At 67.9% G+C, this 16,167-nt stretch carries 16 protein-coding genes; 7 read left to right on the top strand and 9 right to left on the bottom strand.

What is annotated here, in order from left to right; all coding sequences use genetic code 11:
- Positions 1 to 12: 12 nt before the first annotated feature.
- The 4 genes from IT361_15520 to IT361_15505 form a co-directional block, all read right to left on the bottom strand.
- Complete coding sequence (locus IT361_15520) at positions 13 to 1,800, bottom strand: DUF885 domain-containing protein (protein MCC6319089.1); 1,788 nt, start codon at positions 1,798 to 1,800, stop codon at positions 13 to 15.
- A gap of 339 nt (positions 1,801 to 2,139) precedes the next feature.
- Complete coding sequence (locus tag IT361_15515) at positions 2,140 to 3,312, bottom strand: hypothetical protein (protein ID MCC6319088.1); 1,173 nt, start codon at positions 3,310 to 3,312, stop codon at positions 2,140 to 2,142.
- A gap of 104 nt (positions 3,313 to 3,416) precedes the next feature.
- Positions 3,417 to 4,583 (bottom strand): M23 family metallopeptidase, encoded by a 1,167-nt coding sequence (locus tag IT361_15510; GenBank protein MCC6319087.1) that lies wholly within the window; start codon positions 4,581 to 4,583, stop codon positions 3,417 to 3,419.
- An 18-nt stretch (positions 4,584 to 4,601) separates the two neighbouring features.
- The gene (locus tag IT361_15505) at positions 4,602 to 5,675 is read right to left on the bottom strand and encodes a membrane dipeptidase (protein MCC6319086.1); all 1,074 of its coding nucleotides are present in this window, start codon (positions 5,673 to 5,675) and stop codon (positions 4,602 to 4,604) included.
- 129 nt (positions 5,676 to 5,804) lie between these two features.
- On the opposite strand from IT361_15505, the gene IT361_15500 reads away from it, so the two are divergent.
- Together IT361_15500 and IT361_15495 are read left to right on the top strand one after the other, a co-directional pair.
- A complete protein-coding gene (locus IT361_15500) occupies positions 5,805 to 6,464 on the top strand; it encodes a YdeI/OmpD-associated family protein (protein ID MCC6319085.1) in 660 nt (219 codons plus the stop codon).
- A 179-nt stretch (positions 6,465 to 6,643) separates the two neighbouring features.
- Entirely contained in the window at positions 6,644 to 7,552 is a 909-nt protein-coding gene (locus IT361_15495) for an alpha/beta hydrolase (protein MCC6319084.1), read from the top strand.
- Between the two features lie 119 nt (positions 7,553 to 7,671).
- On the opposite strand, the gene IT361_15490 is transcribed toward IT361_15495, so the two are convergent.
- Positions 7,672 to 9,312, bottom strand: coding sequence for a hypothetical protein (locus IT361_15490; protein MCC6319083.1), 1,641 nt, complete (start codon positions 9,310 to 9,312; stop codon positions 7,672 to 7,674).
- 117 nt (positions 9,313 to 9,429) lie between these two features.
- Between IT361_15490 and IT361_15485 the strand changes: the two genes are divergently transcribed.
- Entirely contained in the window at positions 9,430 to 10,035 is a 606-nt protein-coding gene (locus tag IT361_15485; GenBank protein MCC6319082.1) for a sigma-70 family RNA polymerase sigma factor, read from the top strand.
- Positions 10,032 to 12,722 carry a protein kinase gene (locus IT361_15480; protein ID MCC6319081.1) on the top strand — a complete coding sequence of 897 codons (2,691 nt, stop codon included), beginning with the start codon at positions 10,032 to 10,034 and terminating at the stop codon, positions 12,720 to 12,722. Before IT361_15485 ends, IT361_15480 begins: the two co-directional genes overlap by 4 nt.
- Before the next feature lie 279 nt (positions 12,723 to 13,001).
- Here IT361_15480 and IT361_15475 read toward each other — a convergent pair whose 3' ends face one another.
- The gene (locus IT361_15475; protein ID MCC6319080.1) at positions 13,002 to 13,448 is read right to left on the bottom strand and encodes a nuclear transport factor 2 family protein; all 447 of its coding nucleotides are present in this window, start codon (positions 13,446 to 13,448) and stop codon (positions 13,002 to 13,004) included.
- A gap of 285 nt (positions 13,449 to 13,733) precedes the next feature.
- Here IT361_15475 and IT361_15470 point away from each other — a divergent pair, with 285 nt between their 5' ends.
- Positions 13,734 to 14,195, top strand: coding sequence for an XRE family transcriptional regulator (locus IT361_15470; GenBank protein ID MCC6319079.1), 462 nt, complete (start codon positions 13,734 to 13,736; stop codon positions 14,193 to 14,195).
- Here the strand turns inward: IT361_15470 and IT361_15465 are convergent.
- Complete coding sequence (locus IT361_15465) at positions 14,082 to 14,384, bottom strand: antibiotic biosynthesis monooxygenase (protein ID MCC6319078.1); 303 nt, start codon at positions 14,382 to 14,384, stop codon at positions 14,082 to 14,084. The genes IT361_15470 and IT361_15465 overlap by 114 nt on opposite strands.
- Positions 14,385 to 14,628: 244 nt before the next feature.
- On the opposite strand from IT361_15465, the gene IT361_15460 reads away from it, so the two are divergent.
- Together IT361_15460 and IT361_15455 are read left to right on the top strand one after the other, a co-directional pair.
- Positions 14,629 to 14,907 carry a type II toxin-antitoxin system Phd/YefM family antitoxin gene (locus tag IT361_15460; protein ID MCC6319077.1) on the top strand — a complete coding sequence of 93 codons (279 nt, stop codon included), beginning with the start codon at positions 14,629 to 14,631 and terminating at the stop codon, positions 14,905 to 14,907.
- Positions 14,904 to 15,332 (top strand): type II toxin-antitoxin system VapC family toxin, encoded by a 429-nt coding sequence (locus tag IT361_15455; GenBank protein ID MCC6319076.1) that lies wholly within the window; start codon positions 14,904 to 14,906, stop codon positions 15,330 to 15,332. The genes IT361_15460 and IT361_15455 overlap by 4 nt, the downstream gene beginning before the upstream one ends.
- Before the next feature lie 105 nt (positions 15,333 to 15,437).
- Here the strand turns inward: IT361_15455 and IT361_15450 are convergent, their stop codons facing one another.
- Together IT361_15450 and IT361_15445 are read right to left on the bottom strand one after the other, a co-directional pair.
- Positions 15,438 to 15,728: a BrnA antitoxin family protein gene (locus IT361_15450; protein ID MCC6319075.1), complete on the bottom strand. Its 291-nt coding sequence runs from the start codon at positions 15,726 to 15,728 to the stop codon at positions 15,438 to 15,440.
- Positions 15,721 to 15,996 (bottom strand): BrnT family toxin, encoded by a 276-nt coding sequence (locus tag IT361_15445; protein ID MCC6319074.1) that lies wholly within the window; start codon positions 15,994 to 15,996, stop codon positions 15,721 to 15,723. Before IT361_15445 ends, IT361_15450 begins: the two co-directional genes overlap by 8 nt.
- Between the last annotated feature and the right edge of the window lie 171 nt (positions 15,997 to 16,167).

The raw sequence follows: 16,167 nt of genomic DNA, 5'->3' as shown, positions 1-16,167 counted from the left end.
CAGAGCGCCGGTTTACTGCACGACCAGACCCACCGAGTCCCCAAGCATGAGGTATCGGTGTGCCCACCACGGCGCGATCCCGTCGCGCATCACACGTTCGTGGAACGCGCGTAACGTGAAGCCACTCCCTTCCTTTGCGCGCACGTCCTCCCGAAGGGTCAACATCGCGCGCTTGCCAAGGAAATACCCGCCGTTCGTCGGGTCATACACCACACGCACGGCCTCCTGGCGTGCGGCCTCTGCCGGCACGAACGCTTGCGACTCGAAGAACCTGGCCGACTCGTCCACGGTCCATCCGCCGGTGTGCGTCTGGATGCCCGCGATCAGTCGGCAGATGCGCGTCATCGACTCCGAGAGCTGCGCCATGGCGTACCGCGGATCGTCTGCATGGAATCCCTGCTCCACGACCAGCTGCTCCGCGTAGTGCGCCCAACCGTCCTGCCCCGACGACGGCTGAGGGAACGGGTTCAGGCCGATCCAGATGCGACGGAGCTTGCCCGGCGTCTGTCGCATGTAGAGTGCGTGAACGAAGTGCCCCGGCATGGCCTCGTGGGCGGAAGTGATCGCCAGCGACGCCCGATTGAATCGCTCGAGCCACGCATCCTGACGCTCGGTGGGCCACGCGGCGTTTGCGTCGGTGACGTAGTAGATCGAGCGCACAGGGACCGGCTCGAGCGGTGGCGAGGCGTGCATCGATGCGAGGCCGATATCGAATGGGCGCGAAGCCTCGACGACGACGCTGTCGCCGTCCGGAATGCCGGCGAGATCCTTCGCGCGCACGAACGCTTCCAGCTCAGCCACCGCGGAGCGCGTTGCGGCGACCAGCTCACCGGGTTTTGGGTGATCTCGGCGGATCTCGCGCCACACGCTCAGCGGATCGCGCGTCGCATCGACGCGCTGCGCCTGCTCCCTGAACAGCGCCTGCTCCCGCGCGAGTTCGCGCATGCCGATGGCCAGGAGATCCTTGAGTGGCACGTCGATCAGCTCTTCGGCGCGATACCGCGCGGCCACGTATTCGGCGCCGAGCGCATTGACTCCGTTCGCACGCGGCAGCAGGTCAGTGCGCAGCCAGGAGACAAACTCGTCGATGGCGGCGCGCGCCTGCCGAGCCTCGACCAACATGGCGTTGCGCGTTTCGCCCATCGGCCCCGGGAAGGCCTGGGCAAGGTCATTGCCCAACATGGCGCTCGCGCCCTCGAACATCGTGATGCCGCGCTCGACGAGGACGCGGGGTGGGTTGGACAGGTTCGCCTTTGCCGCCTCCAGCAGCCGCGGAACGCCGCGCAGCTTGGAGGTGACGCGATGCATGCGCGTCTGCGGTGGGGCGCTTTCCATCGTCATCAGATTGTGCACACCGTCGGCGATGGCCGAGGCATAGATCATCGGGTTGCGCCGATGGTTGCGGATTCCATCCAGCTCGAGAAGCCATCCGTCGACGACGCCATCGAGGATGCGATGGTCGACCAGCTCGTCGGGCGGCAGATCACGACGAGGAATCGCGGCGAGGCGCTGCCTGGTGTCGCGCAGCCACACGACTTCGGCAGCGACGGCTTGGGCGCTCAGGTCCTCCAGCTCACCGTCGTGTTCGTGGAGCCCGTTGCCGGCGGCGATGGATGGATGGCGTCGCGCCCACTGGTCGAGGTAGTCATCGGCAAGCTTCGCGAACTCGCGCGCGGCGGGGCTGGCCGTGCCGTACCCGCCCGCCGGCGCAGCGGGCGTTGCCGCGGGCGTGCGACGCTCCATGAACCAGGCCGCGGCGCCGAGGGCGGCGATAAGGAGAACGAGAAGCCAGGCGCGCATTGGACGCGAGAGTCGTAGTTGGGGGGAGACCGCGAGCGCCCAAGCTGCAGGCACGGCGCGAGAATGGCGAGGGTGCGTGAACCTGGGCGAGAGGAGGTGGAAAGGTCAGCTGACCACTTCCACCGGACGCCTCATCCGTCAGCGATGGCGGCGGTCGGCTTGCGCAATCGGTTGCCGAGCTCTGGAACGAGGAGCAAGGCCTGATGGTATCGGCCGCTGATCGTTTGGTCCCCGTCACGTGGGGACCAAACGCGCACCCCGGTGGGCCTCGTCAGGCGCAAGGTGAGTGGATGCAGCTCTGCTTCTGGGCTCCCTGCCGGGCCACGAAGTACGAGGACGCTATCGCGTGCCCCAGTTCACGACGGGCAACACACGCCGCCCGCGCGGGTTGCTCTTTGCAATGTTGATCAGCCCGACCTGCACGCCGCTCAGCGAGCGCGCGTAGTTGACAATGCCGAGCGTGAGCCCGCGTTGATGACCCTTTATGTAGTTGAACGCGGCCGCGCCCACGCCGTGGAGTTCGCCCGCGCGCTCCACGCGCACCACGCCCCCGGCCAGCATGAGGCCCGACAGCCGTTGACCGCCGACGCCAAGTCCGGCGATGGCCAGCCCCTCGATGCGTGGCGCCCCGACGCCGGCGCCGGCAATCGCGATGTAGCGGATGGTACCGCCTGCTCCGGTCCCGATTCCGCTGATCGTCACGCCGCTCACGTCGCCGCCAACGCCCGTGCCCACGCCGCTGATCGCCAGTCCGTGAAAATCGCCGCCGACGCCCGTGCCGATGCCGGAGACCACGAGCCCGCTGAACGATCCGCCCATGCCGGTGCCGATGCCGCTGAACACCAGGCCCTTCCCGCCCGATCCGGCTCCCGTCCCAACGCCGCTGATCGCCACCCCGCGCAGCTCGCCACCCACACCGGCACCGATCCCGGCGAGTGAGATGCCGCGGAAGTCGCCGGCCGCACCAAGACCGACCCCTGCGACCGCCAGGCCTCTCACGTCGCCACCAACGCCAGCGCCCACACCGGCCAGGAGAATGCCGCGCGCGCTACCACCGGCGCCTGCGCCCACACCGCCGACCATCAGCCCTCGCAGGTCGCCGCCCGTCCCGAGCCCGATGCCGGCGACCATGATTCCCCGGAGTCCGGTGCCCGACCCAAGACCGACACCACCGACGCCGATCCCGACGAGGTCGCGTTCAGCAGCCACGCCAAACACTCCGGCGGCAATACCCGTGATTCGGCTCCCGCCCGTGGAAGGGAGGCCGAGCGCCACGCCGTTGATCACGCCGCCCCCGTCGTCCCTGGGGTGCCAGATGGTCGCGTTCAGTCCATCGACGCGCTCGAGTCGTGTATCGCGAAAGTTGAGGCGGATGCCGGTGACGCGCCGGGAGTCGCCGATCGACAGGCCCTTGCCATCGATCATGAGATCGAGGCTCCGACGGGCCTCCTGTGCCCCCAGTGCGGCAGAGGTGATCGCGACAGCAGACAACACCGACAACAGTCGTTGCATGAGCAGCGTGCTCGGGTGTGGACGTTCTGGAGTACGACCGGGCACGAGCGATCGGTTTCAGCGGCCCGAAGCACAGGATCGCCTTTCGCCCGCGGCGCGTGCCCTCAGTGCGGGGAGAGCGCCTGTGCGGGAAGGTAACCGCTTTCACCCGTCGGCAGTTGCACCCGATAGAAGCTGCCCTGCGCCCCAACGATCTGCAGCAGCACACCGGGCTCGAGCGTCTGCACGGTGTCCGACCTGGCTGCCGGTGCCAGGCGCACCGGCGTACGGCGACCACGGCTCATGACGGTCGTGCCCAGTCGTGCGGTGTCGGCCACGAGGCGCGCCGGCGAAGCGGACACGATGCGGACCCAGGGCCAGGGATCGATCGGGCCCATCCCGCGACGATAGATGCCGAAGTGCAGGTGCGGCCGGGTGGTTCTTGCATTCCCCGTGTTGCCGACGAAGCCGAGGGTGTCGCCCGCCTTCACCTGGTCGCCTGCCCTGACGTGATGGCGATCGAGATGCGCGTAGTAGAGCGTTTGGCCTCTGACCGTGTCGCTCAGCCAGACCACGTTGCCACCAAGCTGGTTGGGGCTGATGCTGCGCACGTAGCCGTCGGTGGCGGCGAGAGCCGGCGTCCCGCGAGGGGCGAAGATGTCGATGCCGTGGTGCCGCCGTCGGCCTCCGTCGCGGTCCACGCCGAACAGACTCTGCACGGCGCGGTTGGTGGCATCCTGCACCGGAAAGGCGAGGATGGCGGCCGTCCGCACCTCCACCGAGTAGCGCCCGTCGCGCAACAGCTCGGGCTGAAGGCGCAAGACATAGGTGCCACTCTCCCGCACTTCATAGCGCACCGCGCGTTGCCCGTTGGCGCTGCTGTCAGGCGTCGACGCCGACTGCTGGTGTGCGAAGGTGACGACCGAATCCTGCAGTTCCTGCCGAAAGAGGTCCACGAACATGCGTACCGGAAGCCCGTCGTGGCGGACATCCACGTCCAGTCGCTGCCCTTCGTGAAGGTCGAACCGAAAGGCCACGGCCCGTGCTTCGGTGCGGCTGTAGAACCCCGCCTCCGTGAACGGCACGGAGGGAGTAAGCGGGGCGCGCATCGCGCTGTCGCTGGCCAGGAGCCAATCGCGACCAAGCGCCGTGGAGTCGAGCCCGGCCTGCCGCAGCGACTCGGCGTAGCGCTCATACGGAGACAAGACGTGCACGCGCTCGCGCAGCACGTCGGGAACCTGGCACCCGACGAGCGTCGTGAGGAGCAGAAAGGCGGGTCGGACGAGTCGCATCGGCGCGGGGGGGGGCGCTCAGCCCATGATGTCCCGGTACAGGCGGTAGACGTTCGTTCCCATGATTCGTTCGATGTCCGCGCTCTTGTACCCGCGCTTCTCAAGGGCGCTCCAGATCACCTCCATCCGGCGCGGCCCGTTGAGCGCCTCGATGAAGTAGGGCAGCTCGTCGTCCACGACCTGCGCCCCCTCCTCGCGCTTGAGTTCCTGCACGTACTCCGGCGTGAGCGCAATGACGCGGTGGTCGCGGTCGCTGCCGATGCCTACATGTTCGATGCCGGCCACTTTCACGGCATGATCGATGTGGTCGATGTACGCCCCGAGGTTGTCCGTCTTCTTCGTCGTGAGGAACGGCCGCATCTGGCAGATACCGACGAGGCCACCCTTGTCGGCGAGGAGCCGCAGGTTCTCGTCGGTCGTATTGCGCACGTTGCGATGCACGGCCATGCACGCGGTGTGCGAGATGATCACGGGCCGCGCCGAGGTCCGGATCGCATCGGCCATGGTTGGCATGTTGGCGTGCGAGAGGTCGATCAGCATGCCGAGCCGATTCATGCGCTCGATCACCGCACGTCCGAACTCCGTCAGCGAGCCCTCGGCGCGGCAGCCCGCACCGACGTCGTTGCGATCGTTGTAGGTGAGCTGGCAGCTCCGCAGGCCGAGGCGATGGAACAGGTCGATGCGGTCCAGGTCTGTTCCGAACTGCACGGTGTTCTGGTAGAGATAGAAGACCGCCATGCGGTTGGCGCGGCGCGCAGCATCGATGTCGGCGACTTTCGTGGCCCGTTGGTACGCGCGTGGGTTGTTCGCGATGAGCCGGTTGTACGCCGTGATGCCGTCGATGGCGGCTTCGAGCCCTTCGGCGCCGGTGGGCTTCGGATCACAGAGCGTGACGGTGATGGCGCGGATGCCGCTTTCGAGCATGCCGCGAATCACGGTGGCGTCGTATTCGGCGCGCAGCTCGCCCATCGCGTCGAAGATCAGTGGGCGGAGGCGGGGCGCCTGCGACGCGGGTTTGCCCTGTCCCTGGCTCGTGAGATCGAACGCGAGGGAGGCGAGGGCCGTGCGGGTGACAAAGTCTCGGCGGTCCATGGCCGGAATCTCGCGATCGGCACCGCGGTCATCCAGAGAGTCGGGCCAGGAGACTCCGGACGTACCACTGCGTGGTCCAGCGGGTGACGCCTTCCTTTCGCGCTGGGACGCGGCGCTTCAGCTTGGAGCATGAAGCCGAGATTCTTCCGCACGCCCGTCGAGCTTCGCGCCTGGTTCGAGCGGAACCACGCGACGGCGACCGAGCTGTTCATCGGCTACTACAAGAAGGAGAGTGGCCGGGGCGGCGTGGTCTACAAGGAGGCGCTCGACGAGGCCCTCTGCTACGGCTGGATCGACGGCCGTGTCAACCGAATCGATGACCGCAGCTATCAGCAGCGCTGGACGCCGCGCAAGGCGAGCAGCTACTGGAGCCAGGTGAACATCGGCAAGGCCCATGCGTTGATCGCCGCGGGCCGCATGATGCCCGCCGGCCTCGCGGCCTTCGAGCGGCGGCCTTCGGTCGCGCCGACGAAGTACTCCTCGGAGAACGCCACAGTCTCGCTCGCGCCCGCGTTCGTGAAGCAGTTCAAGGCGGACAAGGGCGCGTGGGCGTGGTACCAGGCGTGCCCACCGAGTTATCGGCGCAAGGTCGCGTTCTGGGTGATGAGTGCGCGGCAGGAGGAAACGCGCGGCCGCCGCTTCAGGCAGCTGCTCGAGTGCAGTCGCGAGGGCGTGTACATCCCGCCGGTGCGCGTCTCGACGTCCACCGATGCCGAGGGCCGCCCGTTGAAGCGGCCGGCTGCCAGGACGTCCGTTCGCTCGCGAGCCGGATCCCCAAAACGTCGCTGATCGCCCGCGTCGGCCCAGGGATGCGTTGCCGGTGATCCCATGGAGCCGCAACGAAAGGCGTCGCGCCAGCGATCGGTCGGTGCTTCCACCTCACGTGTCGCCCCATGCGCAGCGCCTGCGCAGGAGAGAGAGCGCCATGCGCCCGCGTGGCGTCTGACTCCTACATGGAGGATCCACACGTGCAAACACGCATTACGACGGCGGCCGCCCTTGCGTCGCTGCTGCTCAACCTGGCCTGCTCATCCTCGTCCCGTGAGGAGCGCGCGACAGCGACCGCCGGGGCAAGCCGGTCACGAACCGCGCTCGTCGACGCGCCGGATCGCTGGCTCGACGCCAACGGTGCGCGCCTGCGCTACCGCGAGATCGGCCAGGGGGCGCCGGTCATCCTGCTGCATGGGTACACCGACAACCTCGCGATGTGGTCCGGCCCGGCCGATTCGCTCGCGCGCGACCATCGGGTGATCGTTCCCGATGTGCGCGGATTCGGCCTGAGCAGCAAGTCGGGGGACCCGTCGTTCTACGGGCAGCAGATGGTAGCTGACGTGGGCGCGCTGCTCGACCATCTGGACCTCCCATCGGCCCACCTGATCGGGTATTCGATGGGCGGCGCGATCACGGCAAACTTTGTGCTGCAGCACCCGACGCGGGTGTCGAGTGCCACATTCGTGGCCGGCGCGTTGTTTCCGGACTCCGCGGCGCTTGGCCGGCTCGTGAATACATACGCGGACCACCTCGAGCGAGGAGATGGGCTCGCGCCGTTCTTCAGGTACATCCTGCCGACGTGGCCCGACTCGATGATCCGCCAGGTTCTGCCGGGCCTCGTGGCCCAGAACGACTCGGCGTCGCTGGTTGCAGCGTTGCGGGGGCTCGCGTCGCTGGACGTTTCGTGGGAGGCCGTCTCGCAGACGACGATTCCGGCGGTGTCGGTGGTAAGCGCCGCCGATCCGATGGTGGTGGGCGCTCGTGCCCTGGAGCGTCACTGGCCGGGCATCCGTTCGGTCATCCTCCCTCGTGGCGATCACGCGGACATTCACCTTGCCCCCGAGGTGCTGACGGAGTTCCGGCGTCTCACGGCAGCCTCTCGGTGACGGGACAGCAGTGAGACAAGACAATGGCGGAGGGATGCGCCGCATCCCTCCGCCAATTCTTGCTGTCCATTCGTGCCGCTGCGGTTCCCGTTCCCCTGGGTCTGTCGACCCGGCCTCCTTCATCCGTCCAGCCTGATGTCCGCGTCCTTCCACGCCCTCTGGAACTGCGCACGCACGCGGCGCGCCTCCGCGGTCTTGCCCTGCTTCTCGAGGCTCTGCGCAAGCCCGAAGAGCGACCAGCCGTTCTCCGGGAAGCGCGCCAGATCCTCGCGGTACGCCAGTTCGGCCTCCGCGGCCATGCCGCTGGCGAGCAGGGCAGCGCCTAACGAACGTCGCATGGGATAGTACCACGTTGGCGGCTCGTTGTACGTGAGTCCATCCTCCAGTCGCACGGCCTCGCGGAACGCGCGAACGGCCTCCGCCGCACGGCCGCGACGGAGCGCGATCTCGCCCTGAAGGGCATGCCCGGCGATGTGGAGTGCGGTACCGTTGTCGCCGGCGGGATAGGCCGCGGCCAGCGTGCGGACACGCTCGAGGGCACGCAGGGACGCGGCCTCGTTCCCCGTCGCGACATGCGCAACCCCACGCGCATACCAGGTCATGGCCGCCATGAACGGAGCGTCACGCAGCGGTTCCGGCTGTGCAAGGATCTCGCTCCACCGGCTGAACGTCACCAGGGTGAGCGGCACGATGGGCGTGACGGATTCCACCCACGGTGCTTCCTTCACGGCCTCGGGACCCAGCCGTTTCGCGGTCTCGCGTGCACTCTCGATGGCAAGCTTGCTCATCCCGGCCATCGACGCCGCAAATGCAAGGAAGTGATAGTTGTGCGGGTAGTAGCCGCTGGCGTACAACCCGCGGCGCGCCACGCCCGGGCCCTCGAGGAGCTCACCGTCGGCGTGCACGGCATGCTGGTTCACGCGGATCGCATCGGCGTAGCGGCCCACGCGGATGTAGATGTGCCCCGGCATGTGTACGAGGTGACCCGCGCCGGGCATGGCCGAGGCAAGTCGTTCGGCGCAGGCAAGCCCTCGCGACGGCTCACGGGCTTCGACGGCGTGGATGAAGAGGTGACAGGCGCCAGGGTGATTTCGATCGATGCGCAGCACGCGCTCGAGCTGGTTGATGAGCACGGTCGTCCCGGGGCGCGGTGCGCCGCTCGCGTCCCAGTAGTTCCAGGGCGACAGGTTCATCAGGGCATCGGCGTGGAGGACCTGCATCTCGAGATCATCGCGGTTGCGCTCGGCGGCGGCGCCGATGGCTCGGGCCCACGCCGAATCGAGACCGGCACGATCTGCCCTGGGCACGCGGGCGTAGCGCGCTTCGAGCGCGACCACCAGCGCGCGCTCCCGAGGCGCTATGCGCGTCAGGTGCCGGCGCGCTCGCTGGATGGCACGGAACGCGGCGTCGCCGGCCACCGAGTCCATCCCGCCATTGATGTGGGAACCGAGCGCGAACGCCACGCCCCAGGCGCACATCGCACACGTGGAGTCGACCCGCTCACCCTCGGCGAACGACCGGATGGCCTCGGCGTGGTTGAACGCCCAAACGAGGCGCAGACCCTGGTCGAAATACTGCTGGGCCACGGGACTGCGCGTCGTGATGGCGTAGTGGTGCGACCCGAGGTTTCGGTACAGCGGGACCTCGGCCGACGGCGCTGTCGCGGCGGAGTGGGCCTGGTGCTGCTGCGCGAGGAGCGGCCGGGCGACACCCATGATGGCGACGGCCGCGATCACCAATCGCGTGGTGTATGGCTTCATGATCCCCTCCGGGGGCCAGGTGGTCGTGCGCGACACCCTGCGTGTCGCGGGCGGGCGGCGTCGCTTGGGTGCGAGCCCCCACGGCATATATTGCGGCGATCGTCTGGCGGACCCGACATGCCCAACCCGTCGTCCTTTCCCAGTGGCTCGACCCCTCCCGAGCGGGGGGCAGTGACGGCCCTGCTGATGCGCCTGCAGCAGGGAGACCGCGCGGCCGAAGCCGAGCTGTTGCCGCTGGTATACGCGGACCTGCAACGCGCGGCCGAGTCGCTGCTCCGCCGCGAACGACCGGGGCACACGCTGCAGCCAAACGACCTCGTGCATGAGGGATACCTCAAGCTCGCGGGGCAGCTGTCCGGCGCCGCCGATCGGCAGCACTTTGTGGCCATTGCGGCGCGGGCCATGCGCCAGGTGCTGGTCGACCATGCACGCAAGCGCGATGCGTCCAAGCGGGGTGGCGGCGTGGTCCACGTGCGCATCACGAACGCCGACGTGGGTCTCGACGTGGACCTGAGCGAAATGGTCGCGCTCGATGACGCGCTGACACGCCTCGCGCAGAAGAATCCGCGCCTCCCTCGCGTCGTGGAGCTGCGGTTCTTTGCGGGTCTTTCGGAAGACGAGACCGCCCAGGTACTTGGCGTGACGTCACGAACCGTGCAGCGCGACTGGGCCACGGCCCGGGCGTGGCTGTACAAGGAGCTGTACCCCATGTCGACGCCATGACCGACGGCAAGCCCGAGGATTGGGGCCGCGTCGAAGTCCTGTTTGAAGCGGCACTCGAACTCCCCGTCTCCGAGCGACGGGCGTGGATACTCGCACACACGGCCGATGCCTCGGTACGTGGCGAATTGATGGACATGCTCGCCGCGCACGACCGCGTGACCGGCGTGCTCGAGCGCAGAGTGTCGAGCGCGGGCGCAGGAGTGCACGACCATCTCGCCCACGCACTCGCCGGTCGGTATGACATCGGCGAAGTGCTGGGGCGCGGCGGAAGCGCCACGGTCTTTCTGGCTCGAGAACACAAGCACGATCGATCGGTAGTGCTCAAGGTGCTGCATCCCGAGGTGGCCGCACAGGTGGGCGTGCGCCGATTCCTCGACGAGGTGCGCATCGCCGCACAGCTGAGCCACCCGCACATCCTGCCGCTCATCGATTCGGGAGAGGTGGACGGGTTGCTGTACTACGTGATGCCGCACCTCGAGGGTGAGACGCTCCGCGCCCGACTGACGTGGGGCGGCCGCATCCCGCCCGACGAAGCGCGCGCGCTGCTGCGCGACATCGCCGACGCACTGGGCGCCGTGCATCGCGCGGGCATCGTGCATCGCGACCTCAAGCCGGAAAACGTGTTGTGCGCGCGCGACCATGCCTACCTGCTCGACTTCGGCATTGCCGTGCGTGACGGGCAGTGGGATTCGCGCCAGACCCAGGAAGGGGTCGTGGTGGGCACCATGGGATACATGAGCCCCGAGCAAGCTGCCGGCCGGCTGGTGGACGCGGCGAGCGACGTGTTTGCCTGGGGTGTCATTGCCCGCGAGATGCTCACCGGTCGCAGCCCGCTCGACGCCTCCACGGAGAGCTGGCCCGAGGTGCCGGCCGCGCTCGTGGAACTCGTCAGGCGGTGCCTCGACCCCGATCCATCCCGGCGGCCCGGCTCGGCGGACGAGATTGTCGCGGACCTGGGCGCAATCCGGGAGACGCCGGCCGCCACCACACCGGTCGCCGCGCCGAACGCGAGCCGGAGGGTCAAACGATGGATGGCAGGCGCGGGCGCCGCGGTCGTTGCCGTCGCTGCCTGGTGGGGCGTCGGCGGTCGCGCGACCCCGGCCACCGGGCTCTCGATGCCGATCGCCGTCGCCCCGCTCCGCAACGACACCGGCGACACGACCCTCGCTATCTGGGGACGCATGGCCAGCGACTGGCTCACACAGGGCCTGCATGAGACGTCGCTCGTGAATGTGATCCCGTGGCCCACCGTGCGGCAGGCCAGCGAACAACTGGGCAGCGCAGGCACGCTCCCGACACCGGAGTCGCTCGCTGGTGAACTTCGGGCCGGCACCATCGTGACCGGAACCTACTACCTCACCGGGGACCGGGTGAGCTTCAGCCTCGAAGTCTCCGACGGTAGCCGTCGCGAACTCGAGGGCTCGCTCGAACCGATCAGCGTGCCGCGCGATTCACTGGAGTATGCGATCCGCGAGATGCGCGAGCGCCTCAAGGGCTTTGTCGCCGTGCGATACGACGAGCGCGCGGCGTCGATCCCCGGGCTTGCCACGCGACCACCCACGTTCGGCGCCTATCGCGCCTTCGATCGAGGCCTCGCGCTGTACAACCAGCAGGACTACGCGGCGGCAGCGACCGAGTTCCGCCAGGCGTGGGCCGCAGACTCCAGCTTCGCCGTTCCATTGATCTACGCGGCGATGGCGCACTGGAACCGGAGCGAGTTCGCGTGGGTGGATACGCTGCTCCGCACCATCGGGGCACACCGGGACCGCCTGAGCACGTACGATCAGCTGCAGGTGGAGTACCTCGACGCGCTGCTCGCCAGCGACGGCGCGCGCGCGATCGCGGCGGGCACGAGCGCCGTGCGGATCGCACCGGACTCGCGCATTGCCTACAACGTCGGGCGCGAACTGGTGGCCATGGACCGGGCCGCCGAGGGGCGGAAGGTGCTGGAGGGCCTCGATCCTGACCGCGGGCTGATGAAGGGATGGCAGGCGTACTGGTCACAGCTCGCACACGCGCGCCACTTGATGGGCGACCGCGACGCCGAGCTGGAGGCCGCGCGTTCGATGCGCCGCCGGTTCCCGGAAGCGCGGCTCGCCTGGGTCCTCGAGGCGCGCGCGCTCGCGGCCGCCGGGCGACAGGGTGCGCTCGACTCGCTGCTCGTGCAGACCGCGGCCCTCCCCGCCGGCACGTATTGGTCGCACGGCGCGGCGCTCGTCACGGCCGGCGAAGAGCTGAGCACGCACGCCGACGTGCAGCGCGGCGTGCCCTACTTCGAGCGTGCGGTCACCTGGCTCGAGGCGCAACTGCGCACCGAACGTGGTCGCCGAGAGCATCGCTACTGGCTCGGCAGTGCGTATTACAACCTCGCGAGGTATGCGGATGCCGACTCGGTGTTCGGCAATCTCGCACGGGAGTTTCCTGATCGGTTCGTGTATCAGGGCATGCACGCGCTCACGCGCACGCGACTCGGGGATCCGCGCGGACCCGACGTGCTCGGCCCGACGCCTCGTTATGCGCGTGGCGAGCACACCCTCTTTCGCGCCCGACTCGCCGCCGTCCGGGGCGACAGCATCTCGGCGCGTACGCTTCGGCAGCAGTCGCTCGCCGAGGTGTCGGACGGCTGGGCGTGGGTTCACTCGACGGCATTCCGGGACTTTGGGCCGGTGAGTAGCGGACGTCGCTGAGGCAGGGTGCCGCTCGACTGCAGCGGCTGACTCGGCGGCCAGCATGCGCGCGCCTTGCGCGATCGCCGCCCCCCCGGTGTGGCACGAGATGACGTTCGGACGTCAGCGACTATCGGTCGACAAGCGCCGCGACGCGCTCGAACCCTGGCTGCGGGATGTGGTGCTGGCGTGGTTCTCCGTGCTGCGGTATGACGGGGCCGCAGCGTGCTGGCACGGCCATGAGGGCGCTCAGCTCGAAGGCTTACAAGGCGGCGTCTGCCTGCGCAACTCAACGCACGACTACGTCCGTACGATCGTGATTTGCCCCGAGACCATGCGCCACACGCCGTCGCGGCGAATCCAGACTTGCGTGAATCGCTCTTGGATGGCCGGTCCCATCGCGTCAGCCGGGATCGTGACCAGCCCCGTCGCGATGGCGGAGTTTCCATATACGCGCACGCGCAATTGGGTCGGCGTGATGGCGACGAGGCTCGTCGTGTTCGCACGGAGCCACGCGAGTCTCTCGGCGCGCGTTTCGAGCTTGCCATCGCCACCGATCACGAGATAGTCCGGTGCCAAGGCCTGTTCAATCGTTGCCAGTTGACCCTTCCCCATCGCGCCGAAGTAGGTCTGCACCCGGCGCGCTATCTCGGTCTCGGGGCTGGCGGGCTGCGCTCCAGCCTTTCCAGAGGCGAAGCACAGCGCCACGGCGCACATGGCGCGCTCGATCCTCATCCGGTGTTGCATGCGTGACCCCCAAAGTGGGGGCGAGTGTGAGCTCCGATGCGAGCCGCCTGACGCCCAGGTGACCGTTAGGCGGCGGGTCGCGAGGGCCGTCAGCGGCTGAACCGCAGGCTACCCGCGGAACGGCCGCGGTACCGAGGCGCACGTGGCCACGTTTCGAGGAGGCGGTCTACGTCCTCCACGCCTTTCAGAACAAGTCGCAGCGGACCTCGCCGCTCGATCTCGACGTCGGCGCGACCCGCTATCGCGCCCTGCTCGCCCGGCGGGGCTCACGCGCAGGAGGTTGACATGGCGATCAAGATGACGCGCGGCTCGGGGAATGTCTTCACCGACCTCGGCTTCTCGGCCGCGGGCGCGGACAACCTGCAGCTCCGCTGGACCCTGATGATCCAGCTCCCTAGGCGGCTGACGGCGCGGCGCGCCGCGCAGGCCCAGGCCACTCGTCTACTCGGGGTGTCCCAGCCGCGCATCAGCGACCTCTATCGCGGCAAGATCGAGCGCTTCAGCGTCGACACCCTGATCGCGATGCTCGACAACACCGGGGCCGACGTCCGCGTGACCGTCCGGAACAGAACGACCCCGGCAGAACGCTTGAAGGAGGCCGAGCCGCGAAGCGGCTTCGGCTTGAATGAAGTGTTAGGCGGCGGCCCGGATGCCGTGTCCGCCCACAGGTGCAGTCTCAATGTGCTGCTCAAAGGTTGCAATCAGCGGCTTGCCGCGCGAGATGGCGTCCTTGACCGATGGCAGTGACAGTGACGCCTTATGGCTCGATTGGCTGTCCCACACCTCAGTGATCCAGATTGCGTCAGCATCGGCGGGGTCTCGCGCGATGATGTAGCTCAGGCAGCCCGGCATGCCGGAGGTGCCGTCCATGAGGATGGAGATCAACGCGTCGCGCTGCCCCGGTACGGCTTTGATCTTTCCGATTAGTCCGTACATTGCCGATTCTCCAATCTGGGTGGCGCACGCTGGCAGGCTAAGGCCAACGGCCCCAGCCACAGTTGCTTTAAGAAGCGCTCGTCTGCTGATTGTCATGGCAAGCCGCCTAGCGACCAGGGTTCAGCAGCGAGGGCATATCATCAGAGCGGCGCAGCCGCGTACCGAAGTGCCCTCGGCTGTTGCAACCCCTGTTGGGCGGCGCCCCGGCTTGCACACATGTACATCATGATGTACATTCTCTCGTATGTCAAGACGCTATTCCATCGCCGAGGCCCGGTCGAGTCTGCCCGCCATTGTCGACCAAGCGGCCGCCGGCCAGGAGATCGAGTTGACGCGGCGAGGGAAGCCAGTCGCCGTGGTGGTCTCGCTGGGCGAGTTCGCCCGCTTGCGCGGTGAGCGCGCGCGCTTCGGAGACGCGTATCGGCGCTTCCTCGAGGTCCACGTGCTGCGCGACGTGGGCCTTGACGAGGGCTACTTTGAGGCGACTCGCGACCGCAAGGCAGGGCGCACGGTCGCCCTATGAGTGCGCGGTATTTGCTGGACACGAGTATCGTCTCTTCCCCGATCTCGAAAGCGCCCAACCCGCAGATCGTGAAGCGCCTCGAGTCGGCCGGACACGAGTGCGCGATCGCCGCACCGGTGTGGCACGAGTTGACGTACGGATGGCAGCGACTACCCCGGGGCAAACGGCGCGACGCGCTCGAACAGTATCTCCACGATGTGGTGCTGGCGTCGTTCTCCGTGCTGCCGTATGACGAGGCCGCCGCGCGCTGGCACGGCCATGAGCGGGCCCGACTCGAAGGAGCAGGGAAACCTGCTCCGTACGTGGACGGGCAGATCGCCGCGATCGCGTTCACCAACAGCTTGATCCTCGTGACGGTCAACGAGAAAGACTTCGCGCGCTTCAAGGATCTCCAGATAGACAACTGGAGCAAGCGGCGCGCCTGACGTCCGGATTGAGTCCGCCCAACGTTTGTGTTCAGCAGCGAGGCGGTATCATAGGACGGCGGCGTAGCCGCCCACAACCACAGCCTCGACTGCTGCAACACATTGTTATGCAGCCCCGGTGCGGGATCGGCGAGTCCGGGGCGCCTTCCGGCCACCCAGTTCGTCGCGAATCACGCGGCGGACCACCGCCTCCAGCGGCTCCACAGTCTGAGTCATCACTTGGCGGAGGGTGTGATTGATCAACGTCTGGTAGCTTCCCCCTCCTGCCGCGTCCACTTGGGCGCGGTACCAATCGAGGATGTCATCGTCCAGCCGGATGGTGATGCGGGTCTTGCCGGTGGTCGCGGGTACGATCGCGCCACGGCGCGCTTTCGAGAAGTCGTAGTCCTTACGCATCGGAGTCCTCGGCATATTGCCGACGTTCGCGCGTCGTGGCGCGGCGCGCAGAGATGAGGCGGAACACGTCCCGATCCAGGGTCCAGACCACGACGAGAAGCCGATCCAGAAAGTCGCGGCCCAAGGTGACGAACCGTTCCTCCCCGTGCTCGACGTCGGTGCGGGTCAGGGCGTAGGGATCCTCGAAGACGCCAACCGCATCCGCGAGCTCGACGCCGTGCTTTCGCCGATTCTCCGCCGCCTTCGCCGGATCCCAATCGTACGTCATGGCGGAACGTATGCACACATGTACACGCGCGCAACCGTCGCGGTGCCCTCGCGCCTACGCTCCACGAGCGGAAGGAGACGATCGCCCTGGATCACGCTGGATCACGCTGGCTGCATAACGTGAATTGGGCTGCGCTGTGATAAACCTTCGCAGCAGAGCCGAGAGCAATAT

This window comes from Gemmatimonadaceae bacterium, from assembly GCA_020846935.1.
Taxonomy (GTDB): Bacteria; Gemmatimonadota; Gemmatimonadetes; order Gemmatimonadales; family Gemmatimonadaceae; genus RBC101.
The sequence above is the reverse complement of the archived record's forward strand: the minus strand, read 5'-3'. Positions and strand labels throughout refer to the sequence as shown.

What these genes read in the sequence shown, in the direction of transcription:
- IT361_15520 (MCC6319089.1), bottom strand. Translation starts at nt 1,800, where the DNA reads ATGCGCGCCTGGCTTCTCGTTCTCCTTATCGCCGCCCTCGGCGCCGCG.
- IT361_15515 (MCC6319088.1), bottom strand. Translation starts at nt 3,312, where the DNA reads ATGCAACGACTGTTGTCGGTGTTGTCTGCTGTCGCGATCACCTCTGCC.
- IT361_15510 (MCC6319087.1), bottom strand. Translation starts at nt 4,583, where the DNA reads ATGCGACTCGTCCGACCCGCCTTTCTGCTCCTCACGACGCTCGTCGGG.
- IT361_15505 (MCC6319086.1), bottom strand. Translation starts at nt 5,675, where the DNA reads ATGGACCGCCGAGACTTTGTCACCCGCACGGCCCTCGCCTCCCTCGCG.
- IT361_15500 (MCC6319085.1), top strand. Translation starts at nt 5,805, where the DNA reads ATGAAGCCGAGATTCTTCCGCACGCCCGTCGAGCTTCGCGCCTGGTTC.
- IT361_15490 (MCC6319083.1), bottom strand. Translation starts at nt 9,312, where the DNA reads ATGAAGCCATACACCACGCGATTGGTGATCGCGGCCGTCGCCATCATG.
- IT361_15485 (MCC6319082.1), top strand. Translation starts at nt 9,430, where the DNA reads ATGCCCAACCCGTCGTCCTTTCCCAGTGGCTCGACCCCTCCCGAGCGG.
- IT361_15480 (MCC6319081.1), top strand. Translation starts at nt 10,032, where the DNA reads ATGACCGACGGCAAGCCCGAGGATTGGGGCCGCGTCGAAGTCCTGTTT.
- IT361_15475 (MCC6319080.1), bottom strand. Translation starts at nt 13,448, where the DNA reads ATGCAACACCGGATGAGGATCGAGCGCGCCATGTGCGCCGTGGCGCTG.
- IT361_15470 (MCC6319079.1), top strand. Translation starts at nt 13,734, where the DNA reads ATGGCGATCAAGATGACGCGCGGCTCGGGGAATGTCTTCACCGACCTC.
- IT361_15465 (MCC6319078.1), bottom strand. Translation starts at nt 14,384, where the DNA reads ATGTACGGACTAATCGGAAAGATCAAAGCCGTACCGGGGCAGCGCGAC.
- IT361_15460 (MCC6319077.1), top strand. Translation starts at nt 14,629, where the DNA reads ATGTCAAGACGCTATTCCATCGCCGAGGCCCGGTCGAGTCTGCCCGCC.
- IT361_15455 (MCC6319076.1), top strand. Translation starts at nt 14,904, where the DNA reads ATGAGTGCGCGGTATTTGCTGGACACGAGTATCGTCTCTTCCCCGATC.
- IT361_15450 (MCC6319075.1), bottom strand. Translation starts at nt 15,728, where the DNA reads ATGCGTAAGGACTACGACTTCTCGAAAGCGCGCCGTGGCGCGATCGTA.
- IT361_15445 (MCC6319074.1), bottom strand. Translation starts at nt 15,996, where the DNA reads ATGACGTACGATTGGGATCCGGCGAAGGCGGCGGAGAATCGGCGAAAG.